The following is a 15305-nucleotide window of genomic DNA, read 5'->3' on the forward strand; positions in this document are numbered from 1 at the left end:
CTGCCGGCGGTGGTGATGCTTGTCGTGGCCTGCGTCACCCCGGTGGCCGCGCGTGCCGGCGGGCCGGCACGCGGCGCCACCGAGCTGACCGTGGCGTCCGCCGCCGCCTCGGACCGCCTCGACCACGTGTCGGTCCGGCTCCGCGACACCGGGCCAGGCCCCGGGGACGGCTACGCGCTGACCGGCGCCGCCGGCGACGCGACCGAGGGCGGGATCGCCGTCCTCGACGACATCTGGGAGCAGCGGACCCGGTCCGTGGGCGGCGCCGCCGAGCTGCGCGGCGGCGCGACGATCACCATCGCCGCCAGCCGCGACGCCGCGGCCGACCGGCCGTGGTCGGGTTCGTGGGCCCTGCGGGACCCGTCCGCCGGGATCGAGATCACCGCGGACGTCCGCGGTGAGGTGCTGCGGCCCGCCGACGGAACCGCCACCTGGTCCGGCCCGGCTCGTGTCCGCGGCCTGGACGCCGCCAGCGGTCCCGGGCGGCCCTCGACGGCCGAGATCACCATCGTGGACGGCGTGCCTGATCCCGGTGACCACGTGGTCCGGCTCCGGCACGCGGGCGTCGACCGGTGGGCGGCGGTGCGGGTTCCGGTCGAGGCGCCGGCCGGCCCGCTCCCAGCGTTGTTCCACTTCCCGGGGATGTTCGAGACCCCGGCGGTGGCGGAGCTTACGGGCCGGCTGTCGTCGTCCGCCGACCGCGAGCGTTACCTCCTGGTGGTCCCGGCGCATGAGGGGATCGGCTGGCAGGGGGTGCCCGGCGGGGAGGACTCCCCGCCCGTCGACGACCCCGGGTTCGCCCGCGCGCTCGCCGACCTGGTGATCGCCAGGTTCGGGGCGGACCCGTCCCGCCTCTACGCCTCCGGCACCAGCAACGGCGGTCTGTTCACGCAGTCGCTCGCCTGCCGGGCCCGCGACCGCTTCGCCGCGTTCGCCACGGTGGCGGGGTCGGCGCCCGGAGCCGGATGTCCCGGCTACCCGCGGGCCCGGCCCGCCCCGGTGCCGATGGTGGTCCTCCACGGCGCCGACGACCGGGTGCTCAAATATGCGGAGGCGGCTGCCGGGGCGCAGGCCTGGGCACGGTCCGCCGGCTGCGCGGCGACGACCGTCGACACCCCCCTGCCCGACCGGGCCCCGGCCGACGGCACGACCGTCGTCCGACACGGGTTCGCCGGCTGCCAGGCCGGCACGCCGGTGGTTCTCTACGAGATTGTCGGCGGCGGCCACACCTGGCCCGGCGGTGTCTCGTTGTTCCCGGTCGACGTGCTGGGTCGGGTCAGCGGCGATCTCGATGCGAACGCCGTGATCTGGAGCTTCGTGTCGCGGTTCCGACTGGGGAACTGACCGGCCGGGGCGTGGGCAGCGGTGGCCTGGCCGCTGGCGGGTCCGCCACTTGGCTCGAAGCAACCTTCGCGACGGAGGATCCCGCATACGCTGCGATCCGTGGGGAAATCCGGGCGGGGCGACGAGCTCACCCCGGGGGAGGTCCGGCGGCTCGCGCTCGCCGCCCAGGGGCTGATCCGTCCCCACGGGCCGGCCCCGGCCGGTGCCCGCGCCATCCGGAACCTGTTCGACCTGGTCGGCGTCGTGCAGATCGACTCGGCGAACGTGCTGGCCAGGGCGCACTACCTGCCCGGCTTCTCCCGCTTCGGCCCCTACCCGACCAACGCCCTGGACAGCCACGTACACACCGACCGCAAGGCGTTCGAGTACTGGGCGCACGAGGCGTCCCTCGTTCCCGTGCAGTGGCAGCCGCTGTTCCGCTGGCGGGCCGAGCGGGCGCTGGCGACCGAGCTCAGGACCCTGGCCCGCTGGCTGGAGCTGGACGGCATCGAGGTCGAGCCGCGGGGCTCGCTGGCCGGCGCCCTCGCCTGCGAGCTCGGGTCGCGCTCGGTGAGCGGAACGTCCAGCGAGCGCAGCGCAGTGTGACCGGGGTTCCCGGCGGGAGGAGCGCCCTGCGGCGGGGGGCCTGGTGAGTGGAGTGCCCTGTGGCAGGGGAGCGGAGTGAGAGGAGCGCCTGCAAGATGGCCGTCGTGGGGATCACCGGGCACCGCGTCCTGTCGCCGGAGGTCGAGACGTTCACGACCGCCGAGATGCGGCGCCTGCTGGGCCGGCACCGGGCCGCTGAGCTGGTCGGTGTGAGCTGCCTCGCCGAGGGCACCGACAGCGTCTTCGCCGACCTGGTGCTCGGCCTCGGGGGCCGGCTTGTGGCCGTCCTGCCCGCGCGGGACTACCGGGAGTTCCTGCCGCCGGAGCACCGAGCGGACTACGACCGCCTGCGCGCCGCCGCCACGCGCGTGCGCACACTGCCGGGGCCCGAGGTGGACCTGGCGGCGCTGATGGCAGCCAGCGAGGCCCTGGTCGACGAGGTGGACGAGCTGATCGCCGTCTGGGACGGCCAGCCCGCCCGCGACTACGCCGGCACCGCGGACGTCGTCGCGTACGCGCGAAGCCAGCACAAGCCGGTCCACGTCGTGTGGCTCGCGGGCGCCGTCCGGGACTAGTCGCCGCATCAGACATCCGCCCTGGCCACGCCGGCGCGGCGATTCCTGCGGGTCAGCGCGGGGACAGCGGGACCACGCCGATCTGGACGGGGGTGAGACCGCTGGTCGGTGGCGGCGTCGGCGAGGCCGGTGCTGGGCCGGGGCCGTTGGGTGCCGGTCCGGCGCCCGCGGCGGCGGCCGGGGGCATCGGGGCGGCCGGTGGGGTCGAGGCGTGCGGGGTGGTCGCCGACTCCGGGGTAGGTGCGGCAACCGCGAGGCGCGCCGGGGCCGGCCGGCCGGCCGGCCCCGGGGGGCGGGCACGGGCCGGGGACCCGCCTGTTCCGCCGGACGCGGTCGGGCCGCTCGGTGGCTGGCTCAGCGGAGTGCCCGGCTCGGTGACCGCGGGTTGCTCCGCCGTGCCCGGCTCCTCAGGAGGCGGGGCCGGCTCGGCGGGTGGCGGGGCGGGTGCGACCCGAGCCCCTCCGGGTCGCCGCGGGTCGCCGGGCTGATCCGGGACGGGTGTCGGAACAGGCGTGCCCCGCGGGGCACCCGCCAGCGGCACGGTGGCACCGGCGACGACAGCGGTCGGCCCCGACGAGGGACCCGTGGAAGCCGCCACCGCGACCACCGTGACCGCGGTCATCACCCCGGCCGCGACCGGCCGCCAGCGCCCGCGCCCGCGCGCCGCGTCGCCGGACCGGACACCCTCGCTGCCGCTGCCGCTGCCGCTGCCGCTGCCGCCGGCCCGGCGGATCTCGCCGGCGGCGCCGGCACCGACCACCTCGCGGGCCTGGCGAACCGGGGACCGGGATCGTGATCCGGCGCGGCGGCGTCCGCGTACCGGCATGCCGGGTCGGTCGTCGAGACTGGCCCGCAACCTGTCCAGTCGGGCGAGCCCGGCGGCATCCCGCTCCGTGGCGATTCTTGCGCCCGTGCCACTTCCGCTGCTTCCGCCGGCGGTGCGGGCCGGCGTGGGTGTCGGGCGAGGGCTCGTGAGGGCGTCCCTCAGCACGGTGCGGACCTGGCCCCGCGGCATGGCGTTGAGCACCGCGACGGTGGCGGGGTCGTCCATCCCACCGCTGTTCGGCCAGCCAGGCGGGGGAAGGCAGCCGGTGCCGGCAAGCGCGACGACGCGGGCCCAGGCCGCGACCGCCGGGTCCGGCGGGCCGTCGTCGCCACCGGGTCGGGCGGTCATGCCGAGGCCCAGGTTGACCAGCCGTGGGCCGGTGAGGGAGAGCACGATGTCGTCGGGGGTCGGGACGCACAGGTCCCGGGCCGGGCCGCCGGCCCGACGGGCGGCGCGTAGTCCGTCGAGCAGCGCCGATGCGAGGACGTGCAGTTCGGCGGGGGAGAGCGGCCCGCGTTCGGCGACCTCCCGGGCCAGTGTGGGTCCGTCGACGAACTCGGTGACCAGGTAGGGCAGCCCCGCGAACCGCGACGGTGCCGCTGGCTCGGCGCCGCCGTCGGCGCTTGCGCTGGCCGGGAGATGGACATCGGGGTCGGGGGCGACGACTCCGGAGTCCAGGACCGCGCAGCGGTGCGGGCCGGCGGCGGCCCGGGCGCTGTTGGCAGCGGCGGCGAAGCGTTCACACAGGTGCGCGTGCAGCCGCCGCGCCGCGTCCGGGCCCTGCCCGGTGGCTGTGGGTGGTGGCTCCGAGTCCCGTTCGCTGACAGTGGGAGGTGGTTCCGGAACGCGCAGCGCTACCTGGGCGCCGCCGACGGCGCGGCTCAGGAAGACCAGCCCGCCCGGGCCCTGGGCTATCCGGCCGAGGACGGCGTAGGGGCCGATCGTGGACGGGTCGCCGTCCAGCAGAGGCCGCACCCGCCTGGGCAGGGCTGTGGCCGGCCTGGACGCGGCCGCCGTCATTCCGGACGCGGCCGTGGTCATACGGACTCCCGCCTGGTGGCGGCGTGCTGACCGACGGTGCTCACCCGGTCGAAGGTAGCCGCTCGGGCCGTTTCCGTGAAGACCGGTCCGCGTTCTTCGCTGCTCTTCGCCCCGGTTCGCGCCGCCTCGACCCGCGAGCCGCGGGTGGAGGCGAGGGCTTCAGGCTGTGGGGGAATCGGGCCGGTACGTCCGCTCGATGCCGTCGAGTAGCCAGGTCAGCGCCTGCTCGAACCGTTCCGAGGCGAAGGGGGCGTCCCCGGCGAGCATCCGGGCCAGGTGTGGGAACTCCCCGCTGTGGAGCAGCTCCCGCAGGGTGGGCTCGGCGTCGATGCGGCGCCGCAGCCCGCACAACGGGCGCGGGACGTCGGCCTCGATGGCCCGCGCCGCGAGCTCCCGCATCGCGCAGCCGACGACCAGGTCGTCGACCGCGTGCACGATCGTTCGCTGGGCCGCCGGGTCGGTGGTGAGCCCGGACGCGACGGCGAGGGACTGCTCGATGTGCCGCAGCTTGTTCGGCCCGAGAGCGGGGCGCAGGCCGAGCGCCAGCGCCCAGGGATGGCGCAGCAGGCTCTGGCGGGTGAGGCGGGCGATCCGGGTGAGGCCGGTGCGCCAGTCCGGGCCGGTGTCGGCGAGGAGGTGCTCGGAGGTCAGCGCATCGAGCATCAGCTCCAGCAGTGCTTCCTTGTCCTGGACATGGGTGTAGAGGGTCATCGTGCCGACGCCGAGCATGGCGGCGACGCGCCGCATCGAGACCGCGTCGAGTCCTTCGGCGTCGGCGATCTCCAGGGCCACGGCCACTATCCGCTCACGGGACAGCCCGGCCCGGCTGGCGGCCGGTCGGTCACCGGCTCCGCGGGGCCTGGCCGGGTCGACGGATGTGGTGTTCATCGCACGTTGCTCCCCGGATACGGTTTGGATTCCGTACAGCGTACGACGTAGGGTCGGTCGGACGTCCGTACGGTGTACGGGGACCTGGTCGCGGGCCGGCGCGGCCGCCAGATCGACGACCGGTGCGGCTGTGGGAGGGCGCGATGGCGAAGAGCAGGGGCAAGCCGAGAGCGAGATCCGCGGGATCCAGGGGTGCCGGGGCGCAGGCGCGCAGGCGGACCGGCACGGCGACGCCGGCCGCGGCGAGCGAGGCGGTGACGCCCGAAGCCCCGGCGGATGCCGCCGCGGGCGCTGGCGACCTCGGACCCACCGGCGGCGACGACGCCGCGGCTGGGGCTGCTGCCGGTGGGGCTGCCGCTGGTGAGGTCGTCGCTGGTGAGGCTGCCTCTGGCGAGAGTGTCGACGGCGAGAGTGCTGACGGGGAGAGTGCCGACGGCGAGGCTGTCGATGCGGCGGCCGCGGGCGCCGGGGTGGCGCGCGAAGGCGCTGACAGCGAAGCGGCTGACCGCGAACAGGCTGACGTGGTGGCCGGGGCCGGCGAGGCGCCTGCCGAAGAGGCCGAGGTGGCGGCCGGGACGGTGGCTACCGACGAACCGGCGGCTGAGAAGGCCGAGGTGACGGCCGAAGCGGTGGCCGCTGGCGCGGGCGTGGCCGAGGAGAAGGCTGAGGGGCAGAGCCCGCCAGCTGAGCCCGAGCCTGAGGCCAAGCCCGAAGTCGAGCCTGAGGCCAAGCCCGAAGTCGAGGCTGAGTCCGAGATCGCGGCCGAGGCTGCGGTTGTGGCCGAGCCGGCGGTTGCGGTCGAGCCCGAGATCGCGGCTGAGCCCACGGAGGCGGTCGAGGTCAAGTCCGAGGCTGCGACCAAGACCGGGGCCGGGACCGGGACCAAGGTCGGGACCGGGACCGGGACCGGGACCGGGACCGAGACCGAGACCGGATCTGGGACCGAGGCCGGATCCGACGTCGAGGCGCAGGCCGCGGTCGCGGATGGGAGCGCGGTGGAGCCGGAGGCCGGTGCGGAGCCGGTCGAGATCGTCGTTCCTGAGCAGGCGACCGCTGCCACGGTCGCGGTGGCCGCGGTGGCGGCGACCCCGGCCGCCCCGCCGGTCGCGGTGACGTCGGCGGATGCGGTGACGTCCGAGGGCCTGGACTCGCCGGAGGGCACGGCGTCTCCGGAGGGCACGGTCGCGCCGGCCGGAGCCGCGGAGAAGGAGGCGCTCGCGCCGGGCCAGGTCGCCGGGGAGAAGACGGCCGCCCCGGCAGGCCGGGGGCGGCGGGTGCCGGCCTGGGCGGTGCTGGCCGTGTGCTGCTTCGCCCAGTTCATGGTCGTCCTGGACGTCTCGATCGTGAACGTCGCGCTGCCGTCCATGCAGACCGAGCTGGATCTGAGCTCGTCTGGTCTGCAGTGGGTGGTCAACGCCTACACGCTGGCCTTCGCCGGGCTGCTGCTGTTCGGCGGGCGGGCGGCGGACCTGTTCGGGCGGCGCCGGGTGTTCATCTCCGGGCTGGTGCTGTTCACCGCGGCCAGCCTCGCCGGCGGCCTCGCCGAGAACCAGGTCATGCTGATCGTCGCTCGTGCGGTGCAGGGGCTTGGCGGTGCGGTGCTCGCGCCCGCGACGCTGAGCATCCTGATGACCTCGTTCCCGGATCCGCGGGAGCGCGCCCGGGCGCTCGGCATGTGGGGCGCGACCGCCGCCGGCGGCGGCGCGATGGGTGCGCTGGCCGGGGGCGTGCTGACCGAGATCGCCGACTGGCGGTGGGTGCTGTTCGTCAACGTGCCGATCGGGCTGGTGCTGCTTGTCGGAGCGCGGGCGGCGCTGGTCGAGTCCCGTGGTCAGGCTCGCGGAGTGCGCGACCTGGACATCCCCGGCACCGTGACCGTCACGGCCGGGCTCACGGCGCTGGTCTACGGCATCGTGCGGACGGAGTCCAGCAGCTGGGGCTCGCCGGTGACCGTCGGCTGGCTGGTTGCCGCGGCTGTGCTCCTCACGGCGTTCCTGATCATCGAGTCACGTACCGAGAACCCGCTGGTGCCACTGGGCATCTTCCGGCGCAGGGCGCTGCGGTACGCGAACACGATCGGCGTCGTGATGGGCTCGATCATGTTCGGACTGTTCTTCTTCCTGACCCTGTACCTGCAGCAGGTGAAGGGGCAGGGGCCCCTCGAGGCCGGCCTGGCGCTGGTTCCCATGCCGATCATGATCATTGTTGGGTCGCAGGTCAGTTCCCGGACGGTCGGCCGGTTCGGCCCCCGTCCGCTGATCATCGGCGCGTCCGTGATCGTGGCGTCGAGTGTCTGCTGGCTCAGTGCGCTGAGCGCGCACGGCTCGTACTGGAGCGAGGTGTTCGGACCGCTCACCCTGCTGGGATTCGGGATGGGCATCAACATGGTCGCGGTGACGACAGCCGCCACCGCGGGGGTGCCGCCGCAGCTCGCCGGGCTCGCGTCCGGGCTGCTCAACACCGCGCGGCAGATCGGCGCCGCCGTCGGCCTGGCCGTCCTGGCGATCGTCGCGGACACGCACACCGACAGCGAGCTGGCCGCGGGAGCCGACCGGGCCGACGCGCTGACGTCGGGGTATTCGCTGGGATTCCTGGTGTGCGCGGCGCTCATGTTCGGGGCCGCCGCGCTGGCGGTGTTCATGCCGGGCAAGGAGTCACCGGTCGTCCCGGCTGGTGCCGCCCAGGCCCGCCCGGAACCGGAGCGCGTGGAGGCCCTCGCCGAAGCCTGACCCGCCCATCTGCGCGTCCGCCGGTCCGCCGGTCCGCCGGTCCGCTGGTCCGCGGTCCGCGCAGACGAACGCCGAGTTCCGCGCCCAGGCCCTCCGGACCCTCCAGGCGCCCGTCCCGGGCTCCGGGTACACCGGGCGCGGAGAATCGAACAGCCAGCGTTGGGGCCCGTCACCACTGGTGACGGGCCCCAACGCTTCTCTGCGGCATCGGATCGAACACAGAGTAGTTTCTCAAACTCCCAAAGTAGCCAAACGTCGAGAATGGACCCCGCCTCGCCTGGCTGACCCGCGGCGACGGCGAAGCGTGGCGGGTCAGCCGCGGGCGGGCGGTCTGGGGTGGGGGTGGTGGCGGCTGAGACAGGGGACCGGCTGGTGTGCCTTGTGGCCGGTGGCGGCTGAGACCGGCCGGCCTGCCTTGTGGCCGGTGGCTGTCCCCGCCTCGGGGTCCGCCTCGCGCCGGCACCCCGAGCCCTGGGAGGAGTCGCCCGAGCCCTGGGAGGAGTCGGAGGTCGACCCGTCACCAAGATCTGTATACGGAGATGGATACAAGTCGGGATACATGTTCATCGCCGTGTTACGTGACAGGACGTGAGCTGAAACGACCGCGCTCGACCCTGACCTGCATGCAGCACACCGGGGGATGGTCTTCGGACGCCCGACCGCCGACGGGGCGCGGATCCGCCCGCCCGGCAGCGGATTCGCCCCTGGACCTGATCCTCCTGGCGGCCCTCGCACGGGCCCCGCGCCGGCCGGCCGGCCGGAGGGGATCTCCCATCCCTTCGCGCGAAAGACACGTCATGACACCCACAGCACCGCTCACCGTGAGTGCGCGTCCCTACGAGTACACGTTCGACCCGGCGACGACCGCGCTCGTCCTCATCGACATGCAGCGCGACTTCCTGGAGCCGGGTGGCTTCGGCGAGAGCCTGGGCAATGACGTCTCCCAGCTGCGGAGCACGATCGAGCCGCTCGCGGCCGTGCTCGCCGCGGCCCGGGCCGTCGGTCTCACCGTGATCCACACCCGGGAGGGGCACCTGCCGGACCTCTCCGACCTCCCGCCGGCCAAGCTCAACCGGGGCGGCGCCACTCTGAAGATCGGTGACGGGGGCCCCAAGGGACGCATCCTGATCCGCGGCGAGTACGGCCAGGACATCATCGACGAGCTCGCGCCGGCCGAGGGCGAGCCCGTCATCGACAAGCCCGGCAAGGGCGCGTTCTACGCCACCGAGTTCGGTGACGTCCTGAAAGCGCGTGGGATCACCAGCCTCGTCGTCACCGGGGTGACCACCGAGGTCTGCGTGCACACGACCGTGCGCGAGGCCAACGACCGCGGCTACGAGTGCCTCGTCCTCTCCGACTGCGTCGGCTCCTACTTTCCCGAGTTCCAGCGGGTCGCCCTGGAGATGATCGCCGCGCAGGGCGGGATCTTCGGCTGGGTCGCCTCCTCCGAGCAGTTCCTCGACGCCCTCGCGGTTCTGGGCGCCTCCGCTGTCGCCTCGTCCGCCGTCGCCGCGTCCTGAATCCCAGGGAGACCGTACCCGTCATGATCAAAATCGGAAGCCCGCCGGCCGAGCGGTCGGTCAACCTGCCCTACTGGACGAAGGGCGACACCAACGCGTTCTTCGGCCTGGGCATCAACGTCCTGGTCAACGTCATCGTCCTGACGTCGCTGTGCCTGTTCGTGGTGAACATCCCCAAGGAGGACGTGTTCGGCGCGATCCTGCCCGCGCTGGGCATCGCGATGCTGCTCGGCAACTTCTTCTACGCCTGGCTCGGCCGCCGGCTGGCCCTCAAGGAGGGCCGTGGCGACGTCACGGCCATGCCGTACGGGCCGAGCGTTCCGCACATGTTCATCGTCGTCTTCGTGATCATGTTGCCGATCTACCTGCAGACGAAGGACCCGGTGGCCGCCTGGCAGGCGGGCCTCGCCTGGGCGTTCATCATCGGGATCATCGTCATGATCGGCGCCTTCGTCGGCCCGACGATCCGCCGCTACGCCCCGCGCGCGGCCATGCTCGGCACGCTCGCCGGCATCTCCATCGCGTTCATCTCGATGCGGCCGGCCGCGCAGATGTGGGACGCCGCCTGGATCGCGCTGCCGGTCTTCGGCCTGTTGCTCATCGGGCTGCTCACCGACCTGAAGCTGCCGTGGAACCTGCCGATCGGCGCGGTCGCGCTGCTGCTGGGGACGGCGATCGGCTGGATCGGCGGCTTCATGGACGCCCCCGCGGTCGGCGACGCGGCGAAGGACATCGCTGTCTCGCTGCCGACGTTCCACTTCGACAAGCTGATCGACGGCCTGTCCGACATCTCGCCGCTGCTCGCCACGGCCATCCCGCTCGGGGTCTACAACTTCACCGAGGGCATGACCAACGTGGAGAGTGCCGCGTCCGCCGGGGACAGCTACAACCTGCGGCCGATCCTGCTCGCCGACGGCCTCGGCGCGGTCGTCGGCGCGGCGCTGGGCTCCCCGTTCCCGCCCGCGGTCTACATCGGCCATCCCGGCTGGAAGGCGGCCGGTGGCCGGACGGGGTACTCGCTGGCGACCGGCGCCGTCATCGCGCTGCTGTGCTTCCTGGGGATGTTCAGCCTGCTCAACGCGGTGCTCCCGCTGCCGGCGATCGTGCCGATCCTGCTCTACATCGGGCTGCTGATCGGTGCGCAGGCCTTCCAGGTGTCACCGAAGGCGCACGGCGCCGCGGTGGTGGCGGCGATCATCCCGAACATCGCGTCCTGGGCGGCGGGGCTCATCGACAACACGGTGACCACCGCGGTCGGCGTGGCGTCCAACCTCAACCCGTCGGTCCAGCTCACCGTCACCGACGACGATCTCGAGGCGAACAGCGTGCTGCTGCACGGGCTGCACGTCCTCGGCGACGGGGCCGTCCTCGCCGGTCTGGTCCTGGGCACGATCGTGGCGTTCATCATCGACAAGCGGTTCGTCCACGCGACGATCGCGTCCGCGGCCGGCGCGGTGCTGGCGTTCGTCGGCCTGATCCACGGCGAGAAGGTGGAGTGGAACGCCAGCGGCCAGGTCGCGCTGGGCTATCTGTTCCTCGCGGTGGTCTGCGCGATCTGGGCCCTGACGAAGCCCGCGCCGCGGGTGCCCGACGCCGAGGAGATCGAGCTGGAACGGGTGCACGGCGTGCCCCCGCAGCGCTCCCGCGGCGACGCCGCGCCGGCAGCCGTGCCGGAACCCGCGCCGACGGCGGTGCCGGCGGCCGTGAACGGCGGGCGACCGGGCGCGGACGAGCCGTCCTCGGCTGAGCCCGCCACGGCTCAGCCCGCGACCGGGAAGCCGGCGGCAGCGACGTCCTGACTGCCGGGCGCCCCCGGCCGCCTGGCCCGGCCGGCCAGCGTGGCCGGGGGTGTCGGCGGCCGGGGGTGTCAGCGGCCGGATCGCCCGGCGGGCGTGCTGAGGAGCTACTCGGTCGGCTCGCCGCGCACGAACTTCAGCGAGACCTCCATGATCCCGTGGTCCTCGGTTGAGATACCCGGGATGCTCGGGTTCGGGATGCCGTAGTCGGCGAAGGTCACCGGGATCTGGCCGACGATCTGGATCTGGTCGCCGGCGCGGCGGGCCTGCAGGTTCATGGTCACCTCGCGGGCGGTGCCGTGCATGGTCAGCGTTCCGGTGGCCGGGTAGGTGCGCGTCTCGTCGGCGGCCGGCACCGAACCCAGGTCGATCGGCTCGGTGAGCGTGAACTGGGACGTCGGATAGGTGTCGACGTCCATGATCCGGCCGCGGAACTGGTTGTCGCGACGATCCTCGTCGCTGCTCACCGACGCCATCTGCACCTCGAACTGCGCCTCGGTGACGCCGTCGTCGGCGATGGTCATCGACCCGGACACCTCCGAGGTGCGGCCCGCGGCGGTCGTCTTCTGGCCGAAGAGGACCTCCTCGACCCGGTAGCCGGCCTCGGACCCGTCGGTGATCCGCCACACGCCGTCGACCGAGTCGCCGGCCGTGGAACCGGCGGACGAGGTGCTGGGCCCGGGGTCGTCGAGTGCGAACTCCTCCGGGGCGTCCTCCTTGATCACGTTGATGTAGAACGCGGTGCCGCCCACGACCAGGACCGCCACGGCCACGACGGCGCCGACCAGGATCAGCGGCCAGCGCCGCTTTTTACGAGGCGTGCTGTCTGCCACCAGGTACCTACCTTCTTGAAGGTTCAATCATCCTGGGGGCAATGTTGCACAGGCAACCTGAGCTAAACCTGATGGCACGGCGACGGGCGCGTGTCGGCCCACGCCGCCCGATCACCGTCGGGGCGTGCTCGGCCCAGCTTCGGCATCGGGTCTGTCGGCCGTTCGGGGCCGGGATTTCTTCGTTGCGCCAGGCGATTCCTCCGGGCACGGTTCACGCGGTTCGCGGCCGGCGGCCCGGTCCGGCGGCGCGGTCGAGAGCCGGGCGAGCATCGCCTCGGTGCCGCCGGTCGCGCCGGCCAGGTGCACGGTGGTGCCACGCTCGGCGAACTTCTGCAGGACGTCGTCCAACGCGGCCACCCCGGCGGAGTCCAGGATCTGGGCGTCGGCGAGGTCGATGACGACCCGGGGCGGGTCGTGGGCGTAGTCGAAGGCGTTCACCAGGTCGTTGCTGGAGCCGAAGAAGACCGGGCCGCCCACGGCGTAGAGGCGCTCGCCCCCCTCCGGGTCGAGCACGCTGGTGACCTCGGTGAGGTGCGCGACCCGGCGGGTGAACAGCAGCGCGGAGAGCACGACACCCACCAGCACCCCGTACGCCAGGTTGTGGGTGGGCACGACCACCGCGACGGTCGCGACCATCACCAGGGTCTCCGAGCGCGGCATCCGCCGCAGCGTGGACGGCGCCACGCTGCGCCACTCGAAGGTCATCGCCGAGACCAGGATCATGACCGCCACCAGGGCGGACATCGGGATCACGCCGACGATCCCCCGCAGCGGGACCACGAGAAGGAGCAGGAAGGCGCCGGCGGCGAAGGTGGACAGGCGCGTCCGGCCGCCGGAGGAGACGTTGACCATCGTCTGGCCGATCATGGCGCAGCCGGCCATGCCGCCGAGGAAGCCGTTGACGACGTTGGCGAGGCCCAGTCCCCACGCCTCCCGGTTGGCGTCGTGCGTGGTGTCGGTCATCCGGTCGACGATCTGCGCGGTGAGCAGGGTCTCCAGCAGGCCGACCGCGGTGAGCGTGACAACGTACGGCGCGATGATCCGCAGCGTCTCCCAGGTCATCGGGACGGACGGGAGCCCCGGGACGGGCAGCGAGCCGGGCAGGGCGCCCTCGTCGCCGACGGTCGGCACCGACAGGTCGAACGCGACGGTCGTCAGGGTCAGCAGGCCGACCGCGACCAGCGGCGGCGGCACGGCCCGGGTGAGCCGCGGGACGATGAGCAGGATGGCCAGGCCGGCCCCGACCAGCAGGTAGACCGGCAGCGACTCGCCGATGACGTGCGGCATCTGCGCCATGAAGATCAGGATGGCCAGTGCGTTGACGAAACCGATCATCACCGTGCGCGGCACGAAGCGCATCAGCCGCGCGACCCCGAGCCGGCCGAGCACGAACATCGTCACGCCGACGCCGACCGTGGTCGCGAGCAGGTAGTCCAGGCCGTGGTCGCGGACCAGCGGTGCCGCGACGAGCGCCATCGAGCCCGCCGCCGCCGAGATCATCGCCGGGCGGCCGCCGGTGAAGGCGATGACGACGGAGATCGTGAACGACGCGAACAGGCCGACCTTGGGATCCACCCCGGCGACGACCGAGAACGAGATGGTCTCCGGGATGAGCGCCAGCGCGGTGACCAGGCCGGCCAGCAGCTCGACGCGGACCACGCGCAGCCCCGGCCACCGGACGCCCCACCGGACGCCGGCCAGCGCCGCCCAGCGGGCACCGGCCAGCCGTGGCCGGGCCCGGGGAAGGCGGGCACGGCGAACGGCGGGCTGGGGCAAGGGCTGGCCCCGGGACATCTCAGGCACGCGGAACTCTCACAGGCGCGAGGCGGTGACGTCGCGGCGTCGAGACGTCACCTCGGTGAACCGGTCGGCACGCCGGGGCGTCCCGCCAGGGCGGGCACACGCCACCGGAGTCGGGACACCCTCGCCTCTCCCGCCCGGACGGGTGGCATGCCATCCCGGCCCGGCGGCGGGGACGTCCCCCAACTCTTCCGGTAGGTCAGATATGACGATACAAAGCCCTCGAAACCGGATCTACGGGCCCTCCGGGTCAGGCCCGCGGCGCGCCCAACTGCTCGAGGTACCGCTGCATCTGGTCGATCTCCCAGGCCTGGTTGACCACCATCGCCCGGGCCAGCGCCCGCACCCGGTCGTCGTCGGCGTGCATCGAGGCGTACTGCGCCATGGCCACGCCGCCGCGGTGGTGGTGGATCATCAGGGTCAGGAACTGGACGTCCAGGTCGCGCCCGCTCGCCGCCGCGAGCGCGCCGAGCTCGGACTCGGTCGCCATGCCCGGCATCCGCACGGTCTCCCCGGTCCTACCGGTCATGCCGCCGCCGGTCATGCCGCCGCCGGTCATGCCGCCGCCGGGCATGGTTCCGTCGGTCATCGCGCCGGTCCCCGCGGTGCCGTGGTCGCCGTGGCCGCCGGCGCTGTCATCGGCCATCCAGGCCATGGGCGCGTTGGCGGACGTCGAGGTACGGCCCCAGCCGGACAGCCACGCGTCCATGACGCCGATCTCCCGCTGCTGGCTGAGCGCGATGTCCTGGGCCATGTTGCGGACGTCCGCATTGCCTCCGTGGTTGAACTCGACCATCGCCATCTGGACGGCCTGGGAGTGGTGCTCGGACATGTCCCGGGCGAAGCCCACGTCGACCGAGTTGTCGGCGGGCGGGCGGTCCAGCAGCACGCGCAGGCCGGCGCCGCCGGCGAGCAGCCCGAGGACGGCGAACAGGACGAGCGGCGTCCACCAGAGCCGGACCCAGGCCGGCGCGCGGTCGGCCCGTGCCCCCGCCGTCGGCCCGCTTCCAGCCGCGCCGACGAGGACGTCCTCGTCGCTTCCGGGGCTCGTCCGCTCGGCCTCCGCGGCGTCGGACAACCCGGCGGCCTCGGTCACGGTGGGGGTCATACCGGAAGGCTTGGTCGCGGTGGCGGCCGCGGCGGAGGCCATGGGCGCCGCCGCGTCGGTCTCGGCGCGTGTGCCGTCTGCGGTTCTGCTGTCACGTGGCATGGCGCTCACGCCCCGGTCTTCGTCGGCTCGGCTCATCACCGTCCAGTGTGGCCCACGGTCGGCGCCCGGTCAGGGGCGAACCGCCCGCGCGGCCAGGTCACCCGGCCCCCGGTGAGCATCCGGCCGGCACTGGGCCGGCCGTCCCGGGGCGCTTCCCG

At 73.7% G+C, this 15305-nt stretch carries 11 protein-coding genes; 6 read left to right on the forward strand and 5 right to left on the reverse strand.

Annotated features, from left to right (window positions below; all coding sequences use genetic code 11):
• Positions 1–15 precede the first annotated feature (15 nt).
• From BBK14_RS38650 to BBK14_RS00085, 3 genes are all read left to right on the forward strand, one after another.
• Positions 16–1344: a CE1 family esterase gene (locus BBK14_RS38650; protein WP_241831031.1), complete on the forward strand. Its 1329-nt coding sequence runs from the start codon at positions 16–18 to the stop codon at positions 1342–1344.
• A gap of 99 nt (positions 1345–1443) precedes the next feature.
• On the forward strand, positions 1444–1929 hold the full coding sequence (locus tag BBK14_RS00080; protein WP_071059098.1) for a DNA glycosylase AlkZ-like family protein: 486 nt from the start codon (positions 1444–1446) through the stop codon (positions 1927–1929).
• A 95-nt stretch (positions 1930–2024) separates the two neighbouring features.
• A complete protein-coding gene (locus BBK14_RS00085; RefSeq protein WP_071059100.1) occupies positions 2025–2504 on the forward strand; it encodes a hypothetical protein in 480 nt (159 codons plus the stop codon).
• Positions 2505–2556: 52 nt separating this feature from the next.
• On the opposite strand, the gene BBK14_RS00090 is transcribed toward BBK14_RS00085, so the two are convergent.
• Positions 2557–4371, reverse strand: coding sequence for a protein kinase family protein (locus BBK14_RS00090; RefSeq protein WP_071059102.1), 1815 nt, complete (start codon positions 4369–4371; stop codon positions 2557–2559).
• Positions 4372–4530: 159 nt separating this feature from the next.
• Positions 4531–5259 (reverse strand): TetR/AcrR family transcriptional regulator, encoded by a 729-nt coding sequence (locus tag BBK14_RS00095; RefSeq protein ID WP_071059104.1) that lies wholly within the window; start codon positions 5257–5259, stop codon positions 4531–4533.
• 143 nt (positions 5260–5402) lie between these two features.
• On the opposite strand from BBK14_RS00095, the gene BBK14_RS41530 reads away from it, so the two are divergent.
• The 3 genes from BBK14_RS41530 (at position 5403) to BBK14_RS00110 (ending at position 11307) form a co-directional block, all read left to right on the forward strand.
• Complete coding sequence (locus BBK14_RS41530; RefSeq protein WP_338045404.1) at positions 5403–7988, forward strand: MFS transporter; 2586 nt, start codon at positions 5403–5405, stop codon at positions 7986–7988.
• A 797-nt stretch (positions 7989–8785) separates the two neighbouring features.
• Positions 8786–9508: a cysteine hydrolase family protein gene (locus BBK14_RS00105; protein WP_071059106.1), complete on the forward strand. Its 723-nt coding sequence runs from the start codon at positions 8786–8788 to the stop codon at positions 9506–9508.
• A gap of 23 nt (positions 9509–9531) precedes the next feature.
• Positions 9532–11307, forward strand: a complete 1776-nt coding sequence (locus BBK14_RS00110) for a regulator (RefSeq protein ID WP_071059109.1) — start codon at positions 9532–9534, stop codon at positions 11305–11307.
• Between the two features lie 104 nt (positions 11308–11411).
• Here BBK14_RS00110 and BBK14_RS00115 read toward each other — a convergent pair whose 3' ends face one another.
• From BBK14_RS00115 to BBK14_RS00125, 3 genes are all read right to left on the reverse strand, one after another.
• Entirely contained in the window at positions 11412–12137 is a 726-nt protein-coding gene (locus tag BBK14_RS00115) for a YceI family protein (protein ID WP_071059111.1), read from the reverse strand.
• 111 nt (positions 12138–12248) lie between these two features.
• Entirely contained in the window at positions 12249–13931 is a 1683-nt protein-coding gene (locus tag BBK14_RS00120; RefSeq protein ID WP_241831033.1) for a SulP family inorganic anion transporter, read from the reverse strand.
• Between the two features lie 256 nt (positions 13932–14187).
• Complete coding sequence (locus BBK14_RS00125) at positions 14188–15147, reverse strand: DUF305 domain-containing protein (RefSeq protein ID WP_241831034.1); 960 nt, start codon at positions 15145–15147, stop codon at positions 14188–14190.
• Between the last annotated feature and the right edge of the window lie 158 nt (positions 15148–15305).

This window comes from Parafrankia soli (assembly GCF_001854695.1).
Classification (GTDB): Bacteria; Actinomycetota; Actinomycetes; order Frankiales; family Frankiaceae; genus Parafrankia; species Parafrankia soli.

Coding starts and splice junctions, on each gene's coding strand:
- BBK14_RS00095 (WP_071059104.1), bottom strand. CDS start 5,259: ATGAACACCACATCCGTCGACCCGGCCAGGCCCCGCGGAGCCGGTGAC.
- BBK14_RS00110 (WP_071059109.1), top strand. CDS start 9,532: ATGATCAAAATCGGAAGCCCGCCGGCCGAGCGGTCGGTCAACCTGCCC.
- BBK14_RS00085 (WP_071059100.1), top strand. CDS start 2,025: ATGGCCGTCGTGGGGATCACCGGGCACCGCGTCCTGTCGCCGGAGGTC.
- BBK14_RS38650 (WP_241831031.1), top strand. CDS start 16: ATGCTTGTCGTGGCCTGCGTCACCCCGGTGGCCGCGCGTGCCGGCGGG.
- BBK14_RS00090 (WP_071059102.1), bottom strand. CDS start 4,371: ATGACCACGGCCGCGTCCGGAATGACGGCGGCCGCGTCCAGGCCGGCC.
- BBK14_RS41530 (WP_338045404.1), top strand. CDS start 5,403: ATGGCGAAGAGCAGGGGCAAGCCGAGAGCGAGATCCGCGGGATCCAGG.
- BBK14_RS00125 (WP_241831034.1), bottom strand. CDS start 15,147: ATGCCACGTGACAGCAGAACCGCAGACGGCACACGCGCCGAGACCGAC.
- BBK14_RS00120 (WP_241831033.1), bottom strand. CDS start 13,931: ATGTCCCGGGGCCAGCCCTTGCCCCAGCCCGCCGTTCGCCGTGCCCGC.
- BBK14_RS00105 (WP_071059106.1), top strand. CDS start 8,786: ATGACACCCACAGCACCGCTCACCGTGAGTGCGCGTCCCTACGAGTAC.